This window comes from Deltaproteobacteria bacterium (genome assembly GCA_018668695.1).
Taxonomy (GTDB): Bacteria; Myxococcota; XYA12-FULL-58-9; order XYA12-FULL-58-9; family JABJBS01; genus JABJBS01.
Window position 1 is genome coordinate 1 of record JABJBS010000082.1, and the last position, 23,807, is coordinate 23,807.

At 50.4% G+C, this 23,807-nt stretch carries 19 protein-coding genes; 13 read left to right on the forward strand and 6 right to left on the reverse strand.

Features of this window, described 5'->3' with window-relative positions; genetic code table 11:
- From HOK28_04435 to HOK28_04475, 9 genes are all read left to right on the forward strand, one after another.
- Positions 1–449: Toxic cation resistance protein (locus HOK28_04435; protein MBT6432315.1), on the forward strand; the 449-nt coding region annotated here is incomplete at its 5' end.
- Positions 449–2,020 (forward strand): tetratricopeptide repeat protein, encoded by a 1,572-nt coding sequence (locus HOK28_04440; protein ID MBT6432316.1) that lies wholly within the window; start codon positions 449–451, stop codon positions 2,018–2,020. The genes HOK28_04435 and HOK28_04440, both read left to right, overlap by 1 nt.
- Before the next feature lie 204 nt (positions 2,021–2,224).
- Positions 2,225–2,461 carry a hypothetical protein gene (locus HOK28_04445; protein ID MBT6432317.1) on the forward strand — a complete coding sequence of 79 codons (237 nt, stop codon included), beginning with the start codon at positions 2,225–2,227 and terminating at the stop codon, positions 2,459–2,461.
- A gap of 59 nt (positions 2,462–2,520) precedes the next feature.
- Positions 2,521–3,174, forward strand: coding sequence for a MotA/TolQ/ExbB proton channel family protein (locus tag HOK28_04450; protein ID MBT6432318.1), 654 nt, complete (start codon positions 2,521–2,523; stop codon positions 3,172–3,174).
- 100 nt (positions 3,175–3,274) lie between these two features.
- Positions 3,275–3,928, forward strand: coding sequence for a hypothetical protein (locus HOK28_04455; GenBank protein MBT6432319.1), 654 nt, complete (start codon positions 3,275–3,277; stop codon positions 3,926–3,928).
- Positions 3,929–3,969: 41 nt separating this feature from the next.
- On the forward strand, positions 3,970–4,557 hold the full coding sequence (locus HOK28_04460) for a hypothetical protein (GenBank protein MBT6432320.1): 588 nt from the start codon (positions 3,970–3,972) through the stop codon (positions 4,555–4,557).
- Positions 4,558–4,639: 82 nt separating this feature from the next.
- Positions 4,640–6,010: an AgmX/PglI C-terminal domain-containing protein gene (locus HOK28_04465; protein MBT6432321.1), complete on the forward strand. Its 1,371-nt coding sequence runs from the start codon at positions 4,640–4,642 to the stop codon at positions 6,008–6,010.
- 33 nt (positions 6,011–6,043) lie between these two features.
- Positions 6,044–7,042 carry a hypothetical protein gene (locus HOK28_04470; GenBank protein ID MBT6432322.1) on the forward strand — a complete coding sequence of 333 codons (999 nt, stop codon included), beginning with the start codon at positions 6,044–6,046 and terminating at the stop codon, positions 7,040–7,042.
- An 80-nt stretch (positions 7,043–7,122) separates the two neighbouring features.
- Positions 7,123–7,578: a cyclic nucleotide-binding domain-containing protein gene (locus HOK28_04475; protein ID MBT6432323.1), complete on the forward strand. Its 456-nt coding sequence runs from the start codon at positions 7,123–7,125 to the stop codon at positions 7,576–7,578.
- 28 nt (positions 7,579–7,606) lie between these two features.
- On the opposite strand, the gene hemL is transcribed toward HOK28_04475, so the two are convergent.
- The 3 genes from hemL to queF are packed head-to-tail and all read right to left on the reverse strand — an operon-like array spanning position 7,607 to position 10,291.
- Entirely contained in the window at positions 7,607–8,983 is a 1,377-nt protein-coding gene (gene hemL, locus HOK28_04480) for a glutamate-1-semialdehyde 2,1-aminomutase (GenBank protein ID MBT6432324.1), read from the reverse strand.
- 15 nt (positions 8,984–8,998) lie between these two features.
- Positions 8,999–9,922 carry a hydroxymethylbilane synthase gene (gene hemC, locus HOK28_04485; GenBank protein MBT6432325.1) on the reverse strand — a complete coding sequence of 308 codons (924 nt, stop codon included), beginning with the start codon at positions 9,920–9,922 and terminating at the stop codon, positions 8,999–9,001.
- Between the two features lie 9 nt (positions 9,923–9,931).
- Positions 9,932–10,291: an NADPH-dependent 7-cyano-7-deazaguanine reductase QueF gene (gene queF / locus HOK28_04490; protein MBT6432326.1), complete on the reverse strand. Its 360-nt coding sequence runs from the start codon at positions 10,289–10,291 to the stop codon at positions 9,932–9,934.
- Positions 10,292–10,407: 116 nt separating this feature from the next.
- On the opposite strand from queF, the gene HOK28_04495 reads away from it, so the two are divergent.
- The gene (locus HOK28_04495; protein MBT6432327.1) at positions 10,408–11,274 is read left to right on the forward strand and encodes a rhomboid family intramembrane serine protease; all 867 of its coding nucleotides are present in this window, start codon (positions 10,408–10,410) and stop codon (positions 11,272–11,274) included.
- 5 nt (positions 11,275–11,279) lie between these two features.
- On the opposite strand, the gene HOK28_04500 is transcribed toward HOK28_04495, so the two are convergent.
- The 3 genes from HOK28_04500 to genX all read right to left on the reverse strand — a co-directional run bounded on the left by HOK28_04500 (position 11,280) and on the right by genX (position 13,636).
- Positions 11,280–11,762: a hypothetical protein gene (locus HOK28_04500; protein MBT6432328.1), complete on the reverse strand. Its 483-nt coding sequence runs from the start codon at positions 11,760–11,762 to the stop codon at positions 11,280–11,282.
- 158 nt (positions 11,763–11,920) lie between these two features.
- Positions 11,921–12,580, reverse strand: a complete 660-nt coding sequence (gene trmB / locus HOK28_04505) for a tRNA (guanosine(46)-N7)-methyltransferase TrmB (protein ID MBT6432329.1) — start codon at positions 12,578–12,580, stop codon at positions 11,921–11,923.
- A 54-nt stretch (positions 12,581–12,634) separates the two neighbouring features.
- Positions 12,635–13,636, reverse strand: a complete 1,002-nt coding sequence (gene genX / locus HOK28_04510) for an EF-P lysine aminoacylase GenX (GenBank protein MBT6432330.1) — start codon at positions 13,634–13,636, stop codon at positions 12,635–12,637.
- Between the two features lie 315 nt (positions 13,637–13,951).
- Here genX and HOK28_04515 point away from each other — a divergent pair, with 315 nt between their 5' ends.
- From HOK28_04515 to HOK28_04525, 3 genes are all read left to right on the forward strand, one after another.
- On the forward strand, positions 13,952–15,445 hold the full coding sequence (locus HOK28_04515) for a SpoVR family protein (GenBank protein MBT6432331.1): 1,494 nt from the start codon (positions 13,952–13,954) through the stop codon (positions 15,443–15,445).
- Positions 15,446–15,493: 48 nt separating this feature from the next.
- Positions 15,494–15,814: a PqqD family protein gene (locus HOK28_04520; GenBank protein ID MBT6432332.1), complete on the forward strand. Its 321-nt coding sequence runs from the start codon at positions 15,494–15,496 to the stop codon at positions 15,812–15,814.
- Positions 15,811–23,807: hypothetical protein (locus HOK28_04525; GenBank protein ID MBT6432333.1), on the forward strand; the 7,997-nt coding region annotated here is incomplete at its 3' end. The genes HOK28_04520 and HOK28_04525, both read left to right, overlap by 4 nt.

Here is a 23,807-nt window from a genome sequence, read left to right on the forward strand (position 1 = left end):
CCCCTGAAGCCGCTCCTGAAGGCGAAGCCACTGCTCCTGAAGCCGCTCCCGAAGGCGAAACCACTGCTCCTGAAGCCGCTCCCGAAGGCGAAGCCACTGCTCCTGAAGCCGCTCCCGAAGGTGAAGCCACTGCTCCTGAAGCCGCTCCCGAAGGTGAAGCCACTGCCCCTGAAGCCGCTCCCGAAGGCGAAGCCACTGCTCCTGAAGCTGCGGCCGAAGGCGAAGCCACTGCTCCTGAAGCCGCTGCTCCAGAGGGTGCAGTCACCGCTCCTGCGCCCGCTCCCGAGGAATCTTCCGACAAGGACAAGGCTAAAAAAGGCGAGGTAGACACTAAAGATTCGAAGAAGGAATCTAAAGAGTCACCCGATGAAGCAGAATCCGATAAAGAGGCTAGCTCTGAGACCGATGGTGAAGAAACCGAAGAGTCTCAACCTGAGGGAGAAGAGTAATGCGGCGCCATACTAGTTGGTTGGTAGGTTTAGCTTTGATGACCGCTTGTGGTCCTAAGCCTGAGGCCCCAGAAGTTGCGCCACCGGAACCGGTTGAGGAAAGCGTTGCAGAGCCTGAGGTTTCCGCGCCAGAAGAGGTCGCCGCTGGCCCCGACGTCGTCGTTGAGGCTGCAGAGCCATCGGAAGCAACCGCCGAGCCGGCAGCTGAAACCATTACACCCGAAGTCGACAATACTACCGACGCCGCTCCTGAAGCAGCGCCCGCGGAAAATGCACCAGTAGTAGAAGATGCACCGGTTACTGCTGAGGATCCAACACCTGCTATCTTTGATCGTGGGCTGGTATTGGTTGCCAGTGACCGAGCAGCCGCATTGGCACGTTTCGATGAGGTCTTGGTACTTAAACCCGAAGATCCAATAACGCTTTTCAACAAAGCTGCTCTTTTGGAGTCTATGGCCAAGTCGCAAGAAGCTGAGCCTATCTACCAAGCAATCTTAGAAAAGAATCCGGATTTTACCCGGGCAGCGGCAGCGCTCGCGACCATCGCCGAAAAACGCGGCGATTTGCAAAAGGCCGACGAACTGCTGACTAAAGCCTGGAAGAAAACCAAAGAATCCACGATGGCGGCTACCGGTCTAGCTCGCCTCAGGGTTCGCCAAGGTAACCTAGACGATGCTCACAACTACGCAATTGCCGCCTTACGAGCTGATGAGCGTAATGCAGAAGCTATGGAAGCTCTTGGGATGGTGTATCGGAGACAAGGAAAGGTCGAACTGAGTCAAACAGCCCTAAGGCAAGCGGTGGAGATCGATCCTTTGTTGGCTACTGCTCATAATGAACTTGGGCTGGTCATGCTCGACCTCGAAAATGTACGTGCCGCTAATCTTTCCTTTGAGAATGCGGTGGCGGCAGGCCCGAATATCGCAGCATTTCGAAATAACCTTGGTGTATTACAAAACGAGCTGGGAGCCTTTCGCGGTGCAGTCGAATCTTTCAGCAAGGCAGCAGAGTTAGAGCCAACACGTGCCGAGTACCAATTGAATCTGGGAACAGCCCTGCGAAACGACATGAAGTATGTTGAAGCGGAGAAGTCTTATCTGAAGGCGTTAGAGCTCAACCCTGAACTTCATGGAGCCATCTATAATATCGGGATTTTGTACATCGATAATGAGATGCCCGACCATGGTGTTATCCAGCGCTTCGAAAAGGCCATCAAGAATCTAAACGACTACAAGACAAAAGTCACCGTTACTAAAGAAGAAGATGAAGTGATCGCTGGTTACTTGGCGACAGCCGAAAAAGAGATCGTCAAAGAGCAAAAGCGTGATGCGAGGCGTCTCAAGCGCGAAGAACGCAAACGCAAGAAGGCGGAGAAAGCACGTCTCAAGGCAGAAGCTGAGGCCGCAGAAGCGGCGGCTGAAGCCGAAGCAGCGGGCCTACCTGCACCAGGCACTGAAGGCGAAGGCGCTCCTGAAGGTGAAGGCGCTCCTGAAGGCGATCAAAGCGAAGCTAACCAAGAAAACAAAGAAGATGGGGCTGATGAGGGCTCGGAAACCGGAAACCAGGGCTAAAATAGCGCAGGGCGTCAGTGTTTTTATGAGATCATCAGAAACTTTTGTTCGGAAATACAGAAAAAAACGACTTACAACCGTTGACCTTGCGACACCGCTAAGGGCAAACTTGCCCCTCTTCAAACAGTGCTTGGCGTCGCGGCCCAACGGCAACAAAAAGTACTGGGGGATATCATGAAAAGGGTTAATAAATTGCTTGCAACTATGCCAAAGCTCGCGTTTATATTCACCGTGATTTTTATGATGATGGGGCTTTCAAGCATGGCATCGGCACAAGGTCGAAAAGTCATCAGGTTGGAAGCCATTAAGGTCGAGGGACGTATACAAAAGCCTCAAGCTTTTTATATTTTGCCAAGACAAAACTTGAACTTCGAAGGTTTGGAATTGAAAAAAAGCTTTATACCGAAAATCATAAAGTCTATCGATAACAAGCCATTTTAACTTAATTTACGGGGCGCGGCTCCCTTAGTCGCGGAAACCTTCCAAGGAGGAATCTCATCATGCTGGCAGGTGCAGCTAAATTTTTTGTCGACGGTGGAGCATTTATGTGGCCCATCGCGATTACGTCCGTTTTTGGTGTTGCGATTATGGTTGAACGCGTAATCTTCTTGTTTTTCAAGTACAACATCAATGCTAATCAATTTATGGCTCAGATTCAGAAGTTAGTTATGGCTAACAACATCGATCGCGCCATTAAGCTTTGTAATGCTGCTCCTTCGGCTGCATTGCCAAAGGTAATCAAGGCAGGTCTTACCCGTGCAAACAAGGGTGAGATTGAAATTGCAAATGCTATCGAGGAAGCTTCTTTGGAAGTTATCCCGAACATCACCAAGCGTACACCAACGCTACAGGCCGTTTCTAACGTTGCCACGATGCTCGGACTTCTCGGTACAATTATGGGTCTTATCGAAGCATTTGACGCTGTTGCAAAAGCTCCACCAGATCAGAAAACAACAATGTTGACCGCAGCGATTGCGATTGCGATGAACACGACTGCTTTCGGTCTAATCGTAGCGATTCCAACAATTGCGGCATACGTCTTCCTTAACAACACTGTTAAGAAGATCATTGATGAAATTGACCAGTACTCGGTCAAGCTTCAGAACCTACTTGTATCACGTGGTAAGGGTGCTCAAAGCCCCCTAGACCGCTAATCAAGTAGTTACGTAGAGATAGAAAATTCAGTCATTATAGACTGTTTTAAAAAGGGTGCCTCCTCGGAGGCACCCCACTTACGCTCGAGAGGTTAAACAGATGGCAGCACGCAAGCCCTCTGAAAGACGGAATTTCGATGAAGCCAGCATGGAACCCGATTTGGGTCCAATGATGGGTCTAATTTCGATTTTGATTCCATGTCTATTGATTTCGATGGTCTTTGTTGAAATCGCGGTCATCAACGTGGCGGCACCGGCAATCGGTAACTCTCCGAATACGGAAGAGGAAAAGAAAGATAAGCCAGACAAGCCACCGCTAAACCTGACTGTTACGATTACAGACAAGGGTTATATTCTCGCTGGTGCTAACGGTGTTCTACCGGGTGTTGCTCCTTCTGCTGAAGGTGAAGAAGCATCTGGGCCAACTATCCCACTGATCGAACAAAAGGTTAGTTGTGGAAAGTATGTTGGAATGTGGCCACCACCGCGCTCGGTTAACCGATCACGGGAAAAGTGCACTACGGACAGCGATGTTCGTATGTACAAGGTCTACGACACTGCCAAGCTCAGCACGATGCTTGTAGGGATCAAAGACGCGTTTCCGGAAGAGAAGAAAGTCATCATCGCGGCTGAGCCCGATGTAGAGTTCGAATCAATTACAGACGTGATGGATAGAACCCGCGATATTAAAGTCGAGGGTGAAGAACGCCGCGAACTTTTTCCTGAAGTGGTTCTTAGCCCCGGACTCGGTTGAGTCAGTGGTTTAGTATTACTTTGCTAAGAGGATAAAAATCGATGAGTGAAGCACAAGAACAGATTCCAGAAGGTATTAACGACCTTCCTGATCCGTCAGCCTTTGTTCAGCCCGATGATTACGAGCCACCACGGCGACGTAAGAAACGTGCTGAAGACGAGGATATGTCACCGAACATCAACTCCTTGATGGATATTATGACCATTATCTTGGTCTTCCTTCTCAAGAGTTATTCGGCTGACCCGGTTCAGCTCAAGCAGGCACCTGACTTAAAGCCGCCGTTTTCATCGGCACAGCTCAAGCCAGACCAATCTGCGACGGTTACGGTAACCCTCAATAACATCCTGGTGGACGATGCAAACGTATTGACCATCTCACAGGGTAAAGTTGACGAGTCACAAGCAAGTGACAACGGTTATCGAATCGACCGATTATTCGAGAAGCTTCAGGAGGCTGTAGAGCACCAGAAGCAAGTTGCGAGTTTCAACTCCAACGCTCAATTCTCGGGAATCGTAACGATTATCTCTGACCGTCAGGTTCCATTTAAATTACTAAGCCAAGTCATGTACACGGCGGGACAAGCTGAATTTAATAAATTCAAGTTCCTCGTGGTCAAGGGCAGCAGCTGATTATAATAAATCTAGCATCAAGCTCTGGGTTGGGCTACAACTCTATTTTTAGAGATTAGCCCTTCAGCAGGGGGGGAAATTGATGTCCAATAATATGCAAGCGGGAAGTCAAAAAGTCCTGAGAGCCTGCGTGGTACAGCGCGGACGAGTCATTGAAGAAAAACGACTCGAAGAGCGTGAAGCGCTCTCTCTTGGCCAGGCAGCCCGGAATACTTTTTCAATCAGTGATGCTGGACTACCGGCGAGTCATACTCTTTTTTCCACGAAGGCGGGTTATTATGAACTCGTCCTCGATGAGGGAATGAAGGGTCAGATCTCGATCGACGGTACGGCGAATCCTGTTGATATGCAGACTCTGAAAGCACAGGGTTTGTTGAAGAAAAAGGGTAACCAGTACACGTTACCCTTGAACGACAAGCACCGCGGAAAGGTTGTTATCGGTGATATCACCGTAATCTTTCAGTTTGTCGTCCCACCACCTGCGCCACCGGCGCCAAGGTTACCACCCGCAGCCAAAGGAACCATTGCACAGCAAATGGACTGGGCGTTTGCCGGGATTTTGGTGGCGTCTTTAATCCTGCACGGAGCTATTACGCTTTATGCGGTCAATGCCCCGCAGCCTGAAGTCGTAAGTTTGATGGAAACCGAAAGCCGGTTTGCTGAGCTTATTATTCCAGACAAGCCTAAAGATAAGCCTAAGCCAAAGAAGAAAAAAGACGATAAAAAAGGTCCTAAGGACGACAAAAGCAAGAAAAAGACTGCCAAAGCTGAAGAAGACAAGCCAAAAGAGAAAAAGGAGCGTGAGCCACCTGCTGATAAGCAAGAGGCCAAAGCTCAGGCTCAGCGTAAAGCAAAGGCTCGTGAAGCTCTAGCTGGTAAAGGTATTCTCGCCATTCTCGGTTCGAAAACAGGCTCGGGAAGTGCTGTTGCGAACGTCCTTGCAGAAGGTGGAGTCGGCGGTGACCTCGATTCGGCATTTGAAGGCGTTTCTGGGGTAGGCGTTGCAACTGCTGGTGGAGAACGAACCAAGCGAGGCGGCGGAACCGGTGAAGCTGCAAGTATTGGCGGCTTGGCAACCAAAGGCGGCGGTAAAGTCGGCGCGGGAACCAAGAAGAAGCGACGTGTCGCAAGTGCCAAGTTTTCCGGTGTCGAAGCGGATGGCTCACTTGACCCAGGCAAAATCACTAAGGTGGTCAAGCGTGGTCAGAAGGCTATTCAGGCTTGTTACGAGAAGCAACTCAAGCGAGACGACGGCCTAGCCGGTAAAATTGAGATTGAAGTTGTTATCAGTGAAAAGGGTAAAGTCTCTGAAGTGGTCATTACCGATGATTCGGTTGGCTCACGAGAACTTACAAGCTGTATTAAGAGTCGCGTTAAGCGCTGGCGATTCCCTGCACCAGATGATGGTGAAGTGTCTTTCGTTACATCGTTTATCTTTGCGTCTCAGGGTTAATTACAGTTCATTGCTGAACGGAGGGGTTTCGCGGTGAGATCACATCGAGTTCATTCATTACGAGATTTAGTTAGGTCATCTGAGTTTTTGGCCTGGCACAAGAAGCATTCCGAAATTTCTGAGGAATTGCATGGATTGGAAGACAAGCGCGAGAAGCTTGATCTAGACTTAACTATGGCCAAATTTCGGGCTGATAGTTTGCAAAACTTCGCAGATGAAACGCTATTTAAAGCAGGCGATTACGAAGATCAGTCTGCGCGTTCTGAAGCTAAATATGCAGAAATCGAGAACGATTCTTTTCAACTTCTAAGCGACTTTGAAGACAAAAGCCGCGATGAGGAACAAGCTCGAATCGAGCTTCATGGAATCGAAAAGGTTCTTGAAGATCGTCGTCAAGATGCTTCAGAGCGTCGGGCAACACTTGAAGCACAGTCTGGTCGAGAATCGACTCAGTCTGACTCTAAGTTAAGAGAGCTGGGCGATGAGATAGCAACGCTTGGAAAGCAAGCCGACGTTGCACGAGGAAAGTTTGACGAACAAACGAAGCTTCGTGAAGAACTCTGGAATCAGGTAGAAGAAACCTGGAGCAATGCTTTTAAAGCAAACATGGCTCGTTCAGAATTCTCCTACCAGGGACGACGTATCCATTCCAAGGCAGAGTCTTACTTCGGACAGGCGGATGAAATTCGCAAGGAAGTCTCAGCAATTAGCGACAAAATCTCTAAAACAGATGAGCGGCTTGGAAGTGTACGGGCTGATAGAACGCGTCACCTTGATGATGCTAAGAAGAATTTTGACTGCACAGTTGTAGACGAGTTTCTGTTCTGGCCAAACACAGATGATGTTCATGCAGCACTTTGCATCCCGCTGATTGATGAACAAAGTCACTTCAATATCCAGATTAAGGCATTGAAGGTCTATCAGATCGAGCGGGACAAGGGCCTCGATTTTATCGAGCCTGTACCAGACGAAGAATTAAACGATGAGGATCCGCGGTTGAACTCTTTCTTTATTGAAGGACGAGCCGCCTAATAGTTTTTAACGAACGCAGGATGCTAGAGCGCTTGGAAGACAGCGTAATAAACAAATATTGCATCGGGGGTTTTTGAGAAATGGAAACGCAAGCAAAACGAGCTATTCTGGCAGAATCGCCGCTTTTCGATAACTTGTTGACCACTGAGCTAACCATGCTCGCCGATTTATTTACTTTCAAAACATATTCAGCTGGTGAAGTCGTCTTTGACGAGGGCAACGTTGGCGATTCTATGTATGTTATTGCTGAAGGTAGTGTAGAGGTTTTGCGTAAAAACCCAGCGGGTGAATTACAGCCCATCGCGGTTTTGCAGGCGCCTCAGTTTTTCGGTGAAATGTCTTTGATCGATAAAGAATATCGTAGTGCGACTGTCCGAGCGAACGAAGGTGCAAAACTCCTTCAGCTGACAAACGAAAATCTACACGTATTCGCGCGTAACTACCGTAACGGATTTACATGGGTTGTGGTTAACATTGCACGTGTACTCTCTACTCGTCTACGTGAAGTTAACCGTCGCTTGAGTGAGAAGCTTTAATCCATTTAGTGGCTAAGCTTCTTCTCGCCTACCTACAGTCAACGCAACCAGTAATGCTCGAGCACGTAATTGGCTTCGGAGATTCCGAAGCCTTCGTGTAATCTTGTCCACTTAGGGCTGCGGTAAACGCTTCATCCATTTTCTCCAATGTCTTATCTAGATCATCGAAGGTATGAGCTGTGGATATAAATCCAACCTCAAAACCACTGGGCGCTAGGTAAACACCGCGGTTTAAGAGTTCTCGAAATAGGCTTCCGTAGAGTTCCGTATTTCCACGTTTAACGTCGGCGTAGTCTTTGGGGCATGCTTCAGCACCCTCACTAAGCCAGAGGTAAAAGATAGAACCGCAACGATTTAAGAAACCCGGTCGGCCGTATTTCTTAAGCAGGGTCGAAATACCCTTCTCCAAGTATGCACCTTTTTCTTCAAGTGACTCGTAAACACCGGGCTTCGCCAATTCATCGAGTGCAGCAATTCCAGCGGCCATGGCCAGTGGGTTCCCGGAGAGGGTACCGGCCTGATAAACGGGCCCCAAGGGAGCCACTTTAGACATAATGTCGGCTCTACCGCCGTATGCACCAACCGGAAGCCCCGCTCCGATGATTTTACCGAAGGTCGTTAAATCGGGCTTAACTCCATAGAGTTCTTGGGCACCGCCAAGGGCGACTCTAAAACCGGTAATGACTTCATCAAAAATTAAAAGAGCGCCAGCTTGGTCGCACGCACGTCGCAAACCGTCTAAAAATCCGGGATTCGGTTTAACCATGCCCATATTACAAGCGATGGGCTCTAGAATAATGGCTGCAACTTCGTCGCCATGCTCGGCCATATAACCATCAAGAGCCTCCAAGTCGTTGTAGGGTAGGGTTATCGTATCGCGTGCGGTGCCTTCGGGAACTCCCGCGGAGCCTGGTATACCCAGGGTGGCTACACCAGAACCTGCGTCTGTTAAGAACGCGTCGGTATGGCCGTGGTAACAACCTGAGAACTTGATGCACCGGTCGCGCCCGGTAAAACCTCGCGCGAGTCGAAGTGCGCTCATCGTAGCTTCCGTACCGGAGCTCACAAATCGAACGACTTCAACAGAGGGAACAAGGCGCGTGACCCGTTCAGCCAATTCGACTTCTTTCTCGGTAGCGGCGCCAAAGCTGGTTCCTTTAACCGCGGCTTCTTGAATGGTGGCAACCACGGCGGGATGGGCGTGCCCCAAAATTAAGGGGCCCCAAGAGCAAACGTAATCAAGGTAGTCATTACCGTCTACATCGGTGACGGTACTGCCTTGAGCATGATCGATAAAAACAGGTGAGCCGCCAACTGAGCCAAATGCCCGCACCGGAGAGTTAACCCCTCCAGGCATCAGTTTAGTAGCGCGTTGATTCAGGGATTCTGAGCGTTTGGTATTCATGATTTGTTCCTGGTTTTAGTCGAGGTATCGGTCGGCGCCTTGGCTGCAAAGCTGTGCATGCACATCGGCCGCTACAAGATCTGCCTTTTCGCCTTTTGCGAAAGCGCGAAAATGCTCTTTGCCATCGGGTGAGGCAACAAGTGCTTGAAGCGAAATCAAAGAACCTTCGTGTGAGCCAAAAGCTCCAAGGGGAAGGTGGCAACCTCCGCCAAAGTATCCGAGTAAGAGTCGCTCGGTTTCTACTGCTTTCGCGGTGAGCGGATCATGAAGTGCGGAAATAGCTGCTTGAGCAACTGAATCGTCGCTGCGAATTTGAATGGCAAGTGCACCTTGAGCTGGTGCGGGGCAGATATCCTCGATATCGGCCGCAGTCATTGTGAGTCCAAGCTCTTGGGCCTTGTCTATAAAGCCTAATCTTGCGAGTCCCGCTTCCGCGAGAATGACAGCATCGAGTTCTGCGTTAGGCACTTTCTGCAGACGCGTAGGCACGTTGCCTCGGATATCAACCATCTCGAGGTCTGGTCGCTTGCTAAGCATGTGTGCTTTTCTGCGTAAGGAACTCGTGCCAACTCGGGCACCTTTTTTAAGGCCCCAAAGCATCTCGCTCTGAAAGAGCTCGGTCTTTACAATCACCACATCGCGAACTGGCGCGCGCGGCGGAATGGCCCCAAGCTTTAATTCTTGCGGGCCCTCGATGGGAAGGTCTTTAAACGAGTGAACTGCGATATCCACTCGTTTTTGAATCAACGCTTCTTCAATTTCTTTTGTGAAAAAACCTTTTCCCTCAACCTTATCGAGAGAGAGGTGTTGAATCCGATCTCCAGCAGTCTTGATGACCTCGATATGGGTCGGTACTTGAATAAGGTTTGAGACATGATTGGCTTGCCAGAGTGCAAGGTCACTGCCTCGTGAGCCGATGATTAGTGGTTTTTCACCCATTCGCTTGTCTTAGCCTTCTTTGGAGTGGCTTGCCACAACAACGGTCGTGATTCCGCCACGGATATAAAAATCACCTTCGACGGTCATATGCCGAGGATCTGTAGCGGCAACCAAGTCATCCAAAATCATGTTGGTGACAGCTTCATGAAAATTGCCTTCATCGCGAAATGACCAAAGATAAAGTTTAAGGCTTTTAAGCTCTACACATTTTTCGTCTGGCGTATACCGAATACGAATTGTCGCGAAATCAGGCTGGCCAGTCTTTGGGCAAACACATGTAAATTCAGGACACTCAAAACGGATTTCATAGTCACGTTTTGGGTTTGGGTTTGGAAATGTTTCAAGTTCTCGAGTTGGCGCAGTTGACATGTTGCTCTCCGGGTACAAGCTTTAGATTCGTTTGCCTGATAAGATGAGTTTTGTCATGTAATTCTTACGAGATTTAGCTCAATAGAGGCTAATTTTTAAGATGTTCGGAGATCTCCTTGGATTTTCTTAATACACGCAGCACGACCTTCCAAAAGCTCTGCGAGGGAATCCTTGTCAGTGAAAGAATCGATGGAAGATGGGCGCGGGCTGAAAAGCAGGGTTGGTGGACTTTAGATGTTCCCGCCAGCGACGTTGAACGTGCCGCGGTTGTTATCGGCGAGGTATTGCAAGAGGACTATCTAAAGCGTGAAGCACGAAAGCAGCGGCCATCATTTGACGAGACGATGTTAGCGTTGAGGCCCGCCTTCACCTTGGGAGCATTTTTGGCCTTGGTGATGATGGTGTTCTTCTATTTTTCTGGCCCTTATGTTCAGTCCAGCGAGCTTTATCGACACGGCGTCATGAGCCCCCAGCTTATATCGCAGGGTCAGTGGTGGCGATTGGTCACGGCGGCCACATTGCATGCCGATATGAAGCACCTCTTGGGTAATGCGCTGTTCTTGTGGCTTTTAGGATGGGCAGGAGCGGAGCGTTTGGGACCGGGCTCAACCCTTTTTGGCTTTGTTATCACCGCAGTCTTTGGCTTTGTCGTGAGTGCGGTGATGGAGCCGAATATTTTGTCGATTGGGGCATCGGGCGGGCTATTCGGTCTCTTGGGACTTTCAGCTGGCCACGGGCTACGGCTGCCGCAAACAATACTCGAACGAGCGCCGCGAATGCGGACCTTTGGCGCCGCATTTAGTCTCTTGGCCTTTACTGCCTTTGACCCTGAGTCAAACGTACGAGCACACGTTGCAGGCTTTGTATCGGGCGTAGCGGTAGGTTATGGGCTGTCCGGCCGCAAAGATTCCGACTTATTCCAAACGGGATTGGCGTGCTTGGCTGGGCTTATTGTGCTGGTTGCCTGGTGGCAGGCATTTTGAACGACTTAGTTTTTTAACTTGGCAATCTGCTGCTGCAGACCCGTAATATACGAGATCGTAGAAGTCTCGGTCACGCGCTCAGCCATGGTACTCAGGCGGTCATCAACCAATACAGTTGAATTAAGACGCCCTTGCATCAGCAAGGCGGATACTTGTCCCATCGCTTCTCGTAGAACTTTCTCACATGGGTGCAAAAGCACTTTGATGAGAATTTCAATATCGTCAGGCAATTGGTGGTGCTCGAGGAATGCGTCGGCGGCAACTTGAATTTCTTCTTCACTGCGAGCCATACGGAGTCGTTCAAGGCGTAACCGAAATTCAGACGGTGCTCTACCCAGCGATTTACGCGGGTTTGAGAACACTTGGCGTTCTTCTCGAACAGCAGGTCGTCGGTTGATTGTAGCGGCTACGCTTGTGGTGCCGCCAAAGAGAGCTTCAAGTTTTTGCAGATGCTCAGACGCATCTGTCTCGTTGTTTCGTGTGGTCATCAGTTCCAGATTCCGAATAGGATAATTAAACTTCGTTTTGTCAGGCCCGGGGTGTGAATACCTTAGCCCCCCGCCCAATCGATGAAGGTTGTCTAACACTCGCTAATCAACTCGACAAGCATCTAGCGAGCTTTTGGGGTGAAATCTTCGACTCTTTTTTAAGCCGTTACGGGCACGTACAGGTAATGAAGCCGAGAAATAGGGTCCCCTCGCCGCATATGGGTCACTTCGCGCTCACTCATGATCCCAGTCGTGGATTCACTGGCAAATTTACCGGGTCCCTCAAGGTTTTCGAAATCCATGCGCTCTTCGAAAATCTCCAAGCTGTCTTCGCCAATCGGGGTAAAGTCAGTCATGAGGTGAAAAACACCGCCGGGAACCATTTTTCGGACCAAAATATCGAGAAAGTTGGTCTGAATGACGCGTCGTTTGTGGTGGCGCTTCTTGAACCATGGATCGGGAAAGTTCACCGAAACAAAGGATACGCTTTGGTCTTCGAGGAGTTCATCAAGGTCACGGTTGACGTTGGCAACGATGGCTTGAACATTTGAGAGCTCGCGGCTGGCTGCTTGTTTGAGCACGCCGTTTACAAAATGTTGCCTGATTTCAATGCCTAACACGTTTAGTTCAGGGTGCTTAGCACCTAGGTCGAGAAGAAAACCACCGATCCCAAAACCAATTTCCAAGGCAATCGGAGCTTTTCGCCCGAAGGTTTTATCCCAGTTGGGGATAGGGTCAGGTTTGGGCACGCTGAACGGGTTGGCGTGAATTCTATGGCGGCTGCGGGGCCGATCGGCATTTTCTATCGCTGTTATCATTTCTCGCCTATAAATGGCGCGCACTTCAGTTGGCAACCCTAAAATTTGCCGTTTTCAGGCGTGTTCCCAGGGAATGATGCTGATTTCTTTAATATTTTGGGCATCTAAGAGGAGCATCATCAGCCGATCGACGCCGAGGGCAATCCCAGCGGAGGGGGGCAGTTTTTCTAAAGCCTCGAAGAACCGCTCATCCATGGGGTAATCATGCATGCCTTGGCTTACTCTCCAATCTCGGTCCGCTTCAAATCGGCTGCGCTGCTCGATGGGGCATGTAAGCTCCCCGAAACCATTCGCAAGCTCAATTCCGGCGATATAAAGCTCGAACCGTTCCGATACCCTAGAATCAGTGGGCAAGCGGCGAGCAAGAGCGGCCAGAGGTGCTGGGTAATGCGTGAGAAAGAGAGGAGAGGGGTCTACTAGCAATGCGGGTTCCACTCTCTCCAGGAAAACACGGTGGAAAAGGTCGTCCCAGGTATCACTTGGATGGCGGTGGATCTTGAGCTCATCGAGTTTGGATTGCAGTGAGAGAGGCTCCAGGTGGTCGAGAATCGCGAAGCCAGCGTGCTCGATAAAAGCTTCGTTCATGGTGATACGCCGAAAATCCATGCTCAAATCGATTGGGTGATTTCCGAAGCTGATCGTGGTGCTGCCAAGAATCTCGCGGGCGCAGGCGCGCAGCAACATCTCACAGTCGCCAAGTAAAGTTTCCCAGCCCGCTGAGCGGCGGTACCATTCCAGCATTCTAAACTCTGGTCGATGGGTGGGGCTGAAATCTCCTTGGCGAAACACCGGAGCGATTTGAAAGATTTTCTCAAGCCCCGCAGCAAGCAGTCTTTTCATCGGCAGTTCAGGCGAAGTTTGTAAATACCGTGTTGTTTGACCTTTCGGTAAATCTAATTTGACCTCAGCAGCTTCGATATGCGGCTCTGGAGCAGGGGCGGTGAGGACCACTGGTGTATCTACCTCGATGAAGTCTTCTGCCTTAAAAAATGCTCGAATCTCCTCCAATATTTGAGCGCGCTTGCGAGCTATTGTGACTAGGGTTTCTTGTTGCATTGTTGGGTTCTCTTCACTTCACATATTGGTGAACATTGTTGGCCTATCGGTCAAGGAATGAGGCTCGGCTGGCGCTTCGTGAGGCTCTCATGTGTGGGTTTAATGTATACCTGATCGTGAGTCGCGGTGGTCTTTCAGGAGCAATTCAACATCTAGGTAGACTCTATCGTACTTTGCAATGAATTTCACCTGATAACAGATGCTTGAGAAGATGCCATGCGACTTGTTTTGAGTACGATTTCGTGCGAACTGCGTTTGAACTACGCCTCCGCTCGGAGTAGCATAAGGCAGTATATAGGAGCAGGATAATCTAAGATGGCACTTCCAGAAAATCTCGAAAAATTACGAGTTGAAATAGAGGGTCATGCGCGAGCATTTGGCCTGGACTATTTCGACACGATTTTCGAATACGTAACTTTTGACCAGATGAATATGATCGCCGCATATGGTGGTTTTCCTACGCGATATCCGCACTGGAAATTTGGGATGGATTACGAGCAGCTGGCAAAGAGTTATCAATACGGCTTGTCGAAGATTTATGAACTCGTCATCAACAATGATCCATCTTACGCTTACCTCATGAGCTCCAATGCGGTCGTGGACCAGAAGCTCGTGATGGCTCATGTTTATGGTCACGTAGATTTTTTCAAAAACAACTTCGCCTTTGCTCATACGGATCGAAAAATGATGGACACCATGGCTAACCATGGTACCCGGGTGCGTCGCTACATCGACCGTTACGGTGTTGAAAAAGTCGAAGGCTTTATCGATAAGGTTTTGAGTATCGATAATCTTATCGATCGCCATGCCCCCTATATCACGCGGCGAAATGACTCTCATGAGAAATTAGAGCGCGATGCAATGACGCCTGAAGTGCCGCGTCTTGAGACAGACCGCGAGTACATGCGCGGCTACATCAATCCCGACGACTACATTCAAGAGCAGCGAAAGAAGATGGAAGAGGAACGCGAACGCGAACGCCATTTCCCTGAGCATCCCGAACGCGATGTGATGCTTTTCATGCTTGAGCACGCACCCCTTGAGAACTGGGAAAGAGACATTTTGGCGATGCTGCGTCAGGAAGCTTATTACTTTCTGCCACAGGGTCAGACGAAGATTATGAATGAAGGTTGGGCCAGTTATTGGCACACCACCATCATGACTCAAAAAGCCCTCGAGCCCTCCGAACTCATTGATTACGCCGAAACCCATTCCTGCACGATGGGCGTTCAGCCAGGTTCCGTTAATCCATACAAACTGGGTCTTGAGTTGTTTCGAGACATCGAAGACCGCTGGAATAAGGGCCGCTTCGGTAAGGAATGGAACGACTGCGATGATTTGCGGCTGAAGCAACAATGGAATACAGGCGTTGGAAAAGGTCGCGAGAAGATCTTTGAAGTGCGTAGGCACTACAACGATGTTACGTTTATCGATGAGTTTTTGACTCCTGAATTTGTATTTGACCAAAAGATGTTCAATTACGGGTTCAACAAAAAGTCAGGTAATTGGGAAATTTTGGAACGTGAATACAAAGCGATTAAAAACAAGCTGCTTGACCAGCTCACAAACTTCGGGCAACCCCATATTTGTGTGGTCGACGGTAACTTTGAAAATCGCGGGGAGTTACTGCTGAAACATGAGTATGAGGCAGTCGATTTGCGGCAGGATTATATGAAAGACACGCTGGTAAATTTGTACGCTATTTGGAGCCGGCCCGTAGTGCTTTCAACCCTGGTCGATGACAGAGCAGTTTTGGTGCGGTTTGACGGCCAAGACTTTGAAGAGACGAAAATAAAGAATGCTGCATAAATTCAGTGAAATACCTGGATGCGGTGTTCAAACTAGATCGGGAATCTGATGATGGTACAAGAGGCCAAAGGCAATGAGGAGCTGAGCGCATGTTATGCGTGGAACCCCAAAGTTGCCTCTCGAACCCTGGATGATACGGCTTTCGTGTTGTTGCAAAGCTCGATGGTGAGCTTGAACGACGTGGGAACCTATCTCTGGGAACACTTTAAGACAGGCTCATCGGTAGAAGAAGCTGTTAAAGCTGTTGTTTCGGAGTTTGAAACAACAGATGATGTGGCTCGCAAGGATATCGTTGAGTTCGTTCATTCGCTGCTGAATAAAAATCTACTGGTAATCGATGATTCCAGGTCCCAGGGGGGCGTTTCGTGAAAAGACATCCACAAATATCACAAATTCTTATGACTGCTTTGCTTACAGCTTTCGCTTTTACGAGCGGTTGTACATGCTCAGGCGATATTCAAGTCGAGGGCGAATCAGCCATCTCCTTCGTATCGCCCACTGAGGGTGAGTTGATTTCAGAAGTCGATTCTGAGGGCAACGCGAGTCTGACTGTGACGCTTGCCGCTGTGGGTGACGTGGGCAATATTGTGCTCAGCACAGTGGGTGTTGACGGCTCCAACGTCGTTTCTTCCGCTTCGGGAGGCCTCGTAACTTTCACTGGTTACACCCTGGCGACGGGTCAGCACACGCTGCGCGCACGGGCTGAGAGTGAAGACGCAAGCAGCGCATGCTCCGGTAAGCTCTGCAAGGAAGTCAGTGTGACCGTCCTGGGTAATGGATGTGTCGTCACTTACCCAACAACTACAAATGTTGTGTCCGCTGACCTGTATCCGAATGGGGATGACGCCAACGGCTACGACCCAATCGAAATCGATTTTGGCGCGACCTGTGTTGGTGTGGCAGATGATACTGTCGTTTCCTTGGCCGTCAACGGTGGTGAAGCTCAAAGCGGTGCTGTTAGCAGCGACATCGTGAGCTTTTTCAAAGTAGGCGTTCAGGAAGGCGAAAATACCGCGGTACTCACCACCGGCAATACTTCTTATACGACCACGTTCACCGTTAATACGGGGGCTTGCGATGTGGCTCTTGGACTTAATCCTCAGCCAGAGGCCGGTAATCAGGTGAATAGTGCGGCCGATATTTCAGGTGACGACGGACTTCAATACGGTTTCAGTGTCGCAACCAATTGCGGCGCAACCTCAACTTATCAGCTTCAATGGGCACGCGTCGGCAGTACTGAGTACGCAAACGTTACAGGAAGCGGCGCAGCTGGCACTTTAGGCGGCGACGGAGCTGATGGTAGCTACACGATTGCTGGCACTGGAATTATTCTGCCCGAGAGCGCGGCGGCAAACGACATCAATTTAACCGTGAAGGTAACCTCAAGTGACGGTTCGCAGTCCGGTTGGGCGATGGCCATGCCATTTTGGTTCGACTCGGTAGCACCTGACATGTCTGCCCTCTCAGATAGCAATCTCGGTATTGATGGTTGTTTCGCAGCTGGAAACAACTCTCTAAACATTACTTATTCGGCAGAACCAAACGGCAAGGTTTGGGTACGTGTGTTCGACCGAGATGCTGGAGACGCAGAATGCGACCCAGCGGTTGCAACGTCTTGCGAATCCAACGCTACCGCGGGAGATGCGTGCGTAACTTCTGCTGGTGGTTCATACTGCCGTGTTGAAACAAGTTTAGACGCTCAGGGCAGTGGTTCTGTTTCCGTAGCTGCTCCTGCAGGCGCAGTGGCCGTTGAGTACGTACCCGTTGATGCGATTGGCAACGAAGGCTCCGCGACACTCGTTGAACGTGATGTTGTTGCTCTTGAAGCAGGTGTAGATGCGCCTGTAGCGGCTGTTTTGCAAATTGGTACTCAGGCTCTTAACGAGGTGGCTACTGCCGATGATGGTTCGAAAAGCTTCAACGCACTCACCACGGGTGATGTTGTATTAAATCTCTCAGACCGAAGTGGAGACACCGGCTTTGATGTAGACATCGTTGTTGGAGCACTTAATGTTCCAATCGGTTCTGTTGGAACAGTTTCAATTGGCGGCGTTGCTGCTGGAACATTTACGATAGCGGCATCTGGTGGGAATGCCTACGCTCAGAGTTCAACGACTTACTCAGTCTCATTGCCCAGCATCGATGGCGTGACAGCGAATGCAATCAGCATAAGTTTTGCGGCGCCTGATGGCTCTGGTCAAAACGGCTTGAATTGTTTGGTAGACGCACTAAGCGCGACAACTTCAGTGCTTGCTGATGCGAGCCGGCCACAACTCAGTGGCGCTGGGCTATTGGTCGCTGATGCAAGCTGCAACACTCCGGCAGCTGGTGAAGATGGCACCGATGGTGTGGCGATGGTTTTGGGCGGCGTTTTAGGTGCTTCGACTGAAGCGGGAACTACGGTTACGTTAACATTCGGTACTTGCACAGACACCTGTGCTCTCGGTACCTGTGTTGACGGTGCGTGCGTGGCTTCTACGTCTGTCACTGGTGCAGATACTTCTGAGCCAGCATTTAGTTTTGGAACAGTCGAAGTACCAGCGGGTTCAGCTCCAGATTACAATGTTTCTCTAAGTTACGTAGCCGCAGACCCTAACGGTAACACGAGCGATGTTGTCACGACGACCATCCAAGTGGTTCCAGTGGTGCCGGATTTTCAGGCGGGCTTTGGCTTTCAGCAGCCTAGCAGCAATGAATTTTTATCCCGTGATGCCGATGATTCTGCGCTCGATGCGGGACTTCAATATGTTGCGACCGTAACGGGCACACCTGGCGCTGTTTATGCTGCGGGAGAGCCCGTTGTCCTCACAGGCTCCAATGGTGTGACCATTCCAGCTGATGTAACGGCTGGCACCGATGTTTGGAGCTGGGCTGTTACAATGGCCGATGGCCAGCAAACCCTTACCACGACGGCGACCGACTTCTGTAACGTACCTAGAAATATTACAGTACCAGTGGTCGTTTATACTGACCGCCCAGATATGAGTCTTGCACTCTCTTTCTCGGATGCGGCAAGCGCGTTTGACGAATCTGATACGGCGGCCGTCACGGGCGCAAGCCAAATGGTGATGAGCGTCAACACTGGCGCTGCTCCTGTCGGCATTCAGGCATTGGGAGCCGACTTTACGCGCCAGGTCCGCTACACCGTTTACCGAGGCACGAAAACAGGCTCGGCATGTACTGGTTCAGAGGTTGCTCGCAATACGCTAACCCCTGCTGAAGTTGCTTCAACAACTGCAGGTAAGGTGTTTGATGTGGTTGACCTATCAGCAGATATCAGCGCTCTGGGTCTTGTAGACGAAGAAGGCGCGGCGGTTAGCAGCTTGATGGGCCAGCCCGTATGCGTTGCCGTTACAAGTCACGATTCATACCTGGGAACGGAAGCAAACGAGCAAGCGGCATCCGTTGGTTTCACTCAAAGAAACGTAGCTCCTCCGATTGTATCCATTGTTGGAGCAGGTGACACAGCGATTGCTGATGGTGCTTCGTTGACTATCGATGATGATTTGGACGGAGATTTAGGCAACGGGTTTAGTATAAACCTCGCGCCCAGCCTTGCTGAAGCAGATAGCGCGGCTGGAACAATCACACTTATCGTTGATGCGGCAGGTACAGGTTTTGACTCGACAACTTCTCTGGCCGTGAATGCAGGCAGCACAAGTACCGTGTTTGGCCCGGTACCGCTTTCAGCGGGAAGCGCGACGCTCACGGCAACTTTTACGGACGACTACGGTAACACGAGTGACCCTTATACGATCAGTGTGACTGTGCCTCAGGGTGACGGTCCAAGTATTGAAGTAACTTATCCTGTAAATGGCTCAAGTATCGGAAGTGATGCCTTGAACCGTGTCAATATCGGTTTGCTGGCCGGCTCGCCGGTTACGCCAGTGAGTTGCGATGTCTCTATTGGTGGCTCGCTGGTTGTTGATGATGAAGCTTGGTCTTCCGGTGATGCATTGCAAATAGACTTGGCAGCAAGTGATTACCCAGATGGTGCTTTGGAGATTTCGGTCGTATGCGTGGCAGCCAGTGGTGCAAGCGCAACCTTGCCACTGACTGTAAATATTGATGATACGGTGCCAAGTACGCCGGTTCTTTCACAAACAGTTTGGGTAGACGGTACCGGAACGACATCCGTAACCATTCCTTATTCCTCTGACCCGGCTTACGTGGGTTGTTCATTTTTGGACACTGTGGAAAATGCATTGGGTGAATGTACACGCAGCTTGCAGCACGCGGTAACCATACGAGTGGATCCGAATGCTACCGGTGAAAGCCTCGAGAAAGTTGGCCTTGTGTTAACTGCTAATTATTCAGGTGATGGTTCAAGCAAAACATACACCTTGGATAACCTGGCGAGTAGTTCTGTGACCTCATCAGATGGCACAAGCTTCGCGAGTGCCGTTGTGATTTCGGCGATTGCCGGACGTTATGATGTTAGTATCCTGAATGTTGACTTTGGGGATGCAGATCAGGATGTAACTTTTTCAGCCAAGCTTACCGATGCTGCGGGTAATGAGAGCGACGCGGATACTGAAAGCATTACCGTTGACCGAACGGCGCCTGGCTTTACCCAGATCAGTCCTCTTTACGAGGCGCCGCCTGGAACTGCCGTTATCCGTCAGGTTGCGGATGTATTCCCGGCAAATGGAAACCTGCTGGATCTCGATTTCACCTACGATACAACAGGGCTTGGTGAGGGGGCTACCGTAAGCCTCACGTTGACACACGCTACTGAAACATTCTCTGCGTTACGTGATAATATTCAAGTGGATGGTGCAACACTGTCCGGAACGACTGAATTCACAATCAGCACTACAGTTAATGGGGCAGGTCGAGCAAGCTTTGGACGCTTGACCTTTTCAGAGGCTTTTTCGATTCTTGATGGGTTTACCGTGTCAATCACAGCCGCTGATGCTGCAGGCAACGCGAGCGCTGAGTTCACCTACAATTTTTACACACTGATAAGCGACCCGTCACTAACAGCCACTGGCGTTTCTGTGGGCGGAATCTTCAATTATAACAATGACGCTAACACCAGTGCGTCGGCTCCAGGTCTACAAATTGATTTAGCTTACAATGGTACAGCGATTCCGACGGGCTCTGTTGTGACACTATGTTCAACGGCCAGCAGCGTTGTTGATAGCCCCGGCGCTACACCTTGTAGATGGGGTTTTCCGTCAAGTGCATCCGAGCCAGTCACCGGTACAGACGAAGCTCCGGGTACTGATGCAACCCTTATAAAGGGTGACTCCTCAGATGATACGCTTCTGCGAGGTGTGGTCATCGGAACGGCAACTTCGGTGGGTGTCGGTTTTACCAACTTTGTTCTTCAGAGTTTGCCTGAAGGTAAGCATTGGGTTCATGCTGAGGTCGGTGAATCAGGCACCGTGGTTAACACAGCTTCAGATTTCTACCGGTTTACTGTTGATAGTGTCGTACCGGTAATCTCGGCCATTGATCTAACCGGCAACGATGTGGACAATGATCTCGGGGATGGTACGGTTCGGCTGAGTGCTGGACTTAATGAAGTCTCCGGCAGTGCGGGCAACTACACAGCTTCTGTAAGAGTTCGAGTTGGCTTGGCAAGTGACCTGGACGGGCAAACGGTTACTGTGACTAACGGCGGTAATTCAGCGACAGGAACGTTGTCACAGGTTGGTGATGCGCTTGAAGCGGCGGTAAATATTGGCGTCAGTGAAGGTGCCAACGAGGTGACTGCATCCGTGTCTGACTCAAGCGGTAACCAAGCTGATTCATCGCCTGAACTTACATTCACGGTGGATACAGCGACTCCAGCAGCCCTTGCCTTGGCGGTGCCATCACCGACGAGTGGAGCGGTCTTTACCGGGACTGATTTCCCGGTCGTATCAGCGCTCCTAAACGCAGATCCACAAGACCAGGCGGCCATTCAAGCGGTTACGACGGCCATCCTAGATGATGCCATTGTTGTGAACTTCTCGGGTGAAACATCAGTGATTGGTTCAAAAGCCACGATTCAGCTCTTTGGTAACGATGGGTTTTCTAACCCGAGCGAAATCTATGAATCTGAAACAGTTGTCTCTGATACTGCCACACAAATCGTCTTCAGCCCTGCGGCGGGAGGCGGTCCTTCAGTTCCGCTTCGTCAAGGTTTAGAGCAAATGGAAGTGGTCTTTACTGACGGCGTGGGCAACACGGTTACTCTCAGTCAAGAACTCTTGAAGGTCGACTTTAAGCCAGCTGCATTGACGATGGCTCTTTTCGGTGGCGGCGCAGATATTTCGTCAAGCTGTGCATCCGATGCAACCAACTCAGCTTGTTTGGCTGACCTGAAAGATTTGGGAGGCGGCGCCTATCAAAATGCTAACTTGCAGTGTGCTTTTGATACAGTCGCGGGCAATGGTTGCCCAGCAAACTTGATTACCGACTTCGGTGCTGAGTCTTGTAACGATGTCGGTACAGATCTTCAGTACACGCTGAGCGGTTGCTCCAACAGTGATACGACACTTGAAGGTGATAGCGGGGCAGGTAGCTGCGCCGTGGCCATGGCACTTCAAAGCCGCACCAGTGGCGGCCTTTGGTCAAACGTAACAAGCGGAACATTAACCGCAACGGCTGATGCGGGCTCCAGTACGTCTTACTTAGCGGCACTTGCGGGCGATGCGTTACATAACCCAGGGATTGTGCGCGAATTTAGATTGCAGGCCACAGATCCTAACGGCAACGTTAGCCGCTCTGATACAGTGTTTGTGAAGCTCAACAACTCGGGTACAACCCTAGCAGGCTATCTCGTTACTCCGGGAACAGGAGCCCTCGTTGACCTTGTAAGTGACCTTGGAATCGCTGCGAGCCTCGTTGATACAAGCTCTGTTGACCTCGAGTTTGTCGTAACCCCAACAGTGGGCGGCGATACTCCGGTTGGCGTAGAGATTGTAACCAACGGCGCCGGCGCTTCTGTAACAAGTGATGGTGGAACGATTACCAACAATGGTGATGACACCTACACCGCGAATTTTACGGACTTTACGATTCCAACCGTCACCAACTCTGGTGAAGCAGGATTCTCTTTAGCAGTTACCATCCTATGTGACTCGGGCGGCTCCACGGTTGCTTGCGGTACCACCACTTATTCTGACCTGAAGGCAGATACTGGTGCACCGAGCTTCCAGTTCAACCGTTGCTCGCTCAAAGGCTTGAGCGTGCCGATGGACACAACCCTCGACGACACATCATGTGCGGCCGAGGTTGCCAGTCTAAGTGCTGCTGCGAACATCACACAAGGTGGAACAGCTTCATGGAACGTGGACCACGACGCAGGCTCTGCCTCCGACGGCCTGTTTAGCTTTAGTTCGAGTACAGCCATTAAGCTTGACCTCTACGGTCTTGCGGCAAACGTGGACGTAACCCTTGCGGTAACCGATGAGAGCAGCGGCGCTGCCCTCACCACCACGAATGCAACGGCTACTTCCAGCGGCTGCTCAGCTGCAGCAAGCTCCTGTACGGTAACGTTTACAAACCTAACCATTACGGAACCGGCAGATGGCACCGTTGTACTGATTGCAGCATCGTTTACGGACCTTGCTGGTAATGCGGCGGCACCGAAAGATCCACGAACCGTGGCTTCTGAGCGTATCAAGGTTACCATCGATGCCACAGCGCCTTCTGATGTGACTCTTGCAGTCTGTATTGGTGAATCAACCACGCCATCTGGTGTCGGTACACCTTCCAGTGACCCTTCAACATTTGAAGAAGCTGGATGTTCAACCCACTGTTCAGCGGGCGGTTCTTGTAGCCGCCAACTTGGCCAGGCAGTTCTTGCTTTCACGGCTTCTGGTGACGACGGTTCAACAGGAACAGCTGCAAGCTATAACGTGAAGGTTGCGGCACTTGAGATTCCGTATGACGGCAGCACCACGTACTCAGCTTGTAGTGAACTCACTGCAACGAGTGTGACCGAGGATAGCTCAACCATCAACGCAAACAGCGGCTTGACGATTGGCGCAGTGAGCGAAGCAGGCGGCGTCAGCTATGTCGCGGTCTCCGGACTCTTGCCTCACCGCAGTTACTGCTTTGCAGTTGAGGCTGTCGACAATGCAGGAAACGCAAGCAGCATTGCAGGTAAACAGGCGGAGCGAGAGTTCTTCTTTGTCAATGCGGTCACAGTGGATGACATGAACCCATCGAACCCAGTTCTTGATTCTGGAACCGAATTTATTAATTACGCTGGTGGCGGTACAATCTATGAGTACAAGGTCCTGGATTTTGATGGCGATAACACCAGTGATGTTATCTACCGTGAGAGCACAGGCTCAGTCGAACTCTACTTAAGCACCCTCCAGGGCAGTTCTAACTATCCTATTACGCTTACACAGGCCGTGAA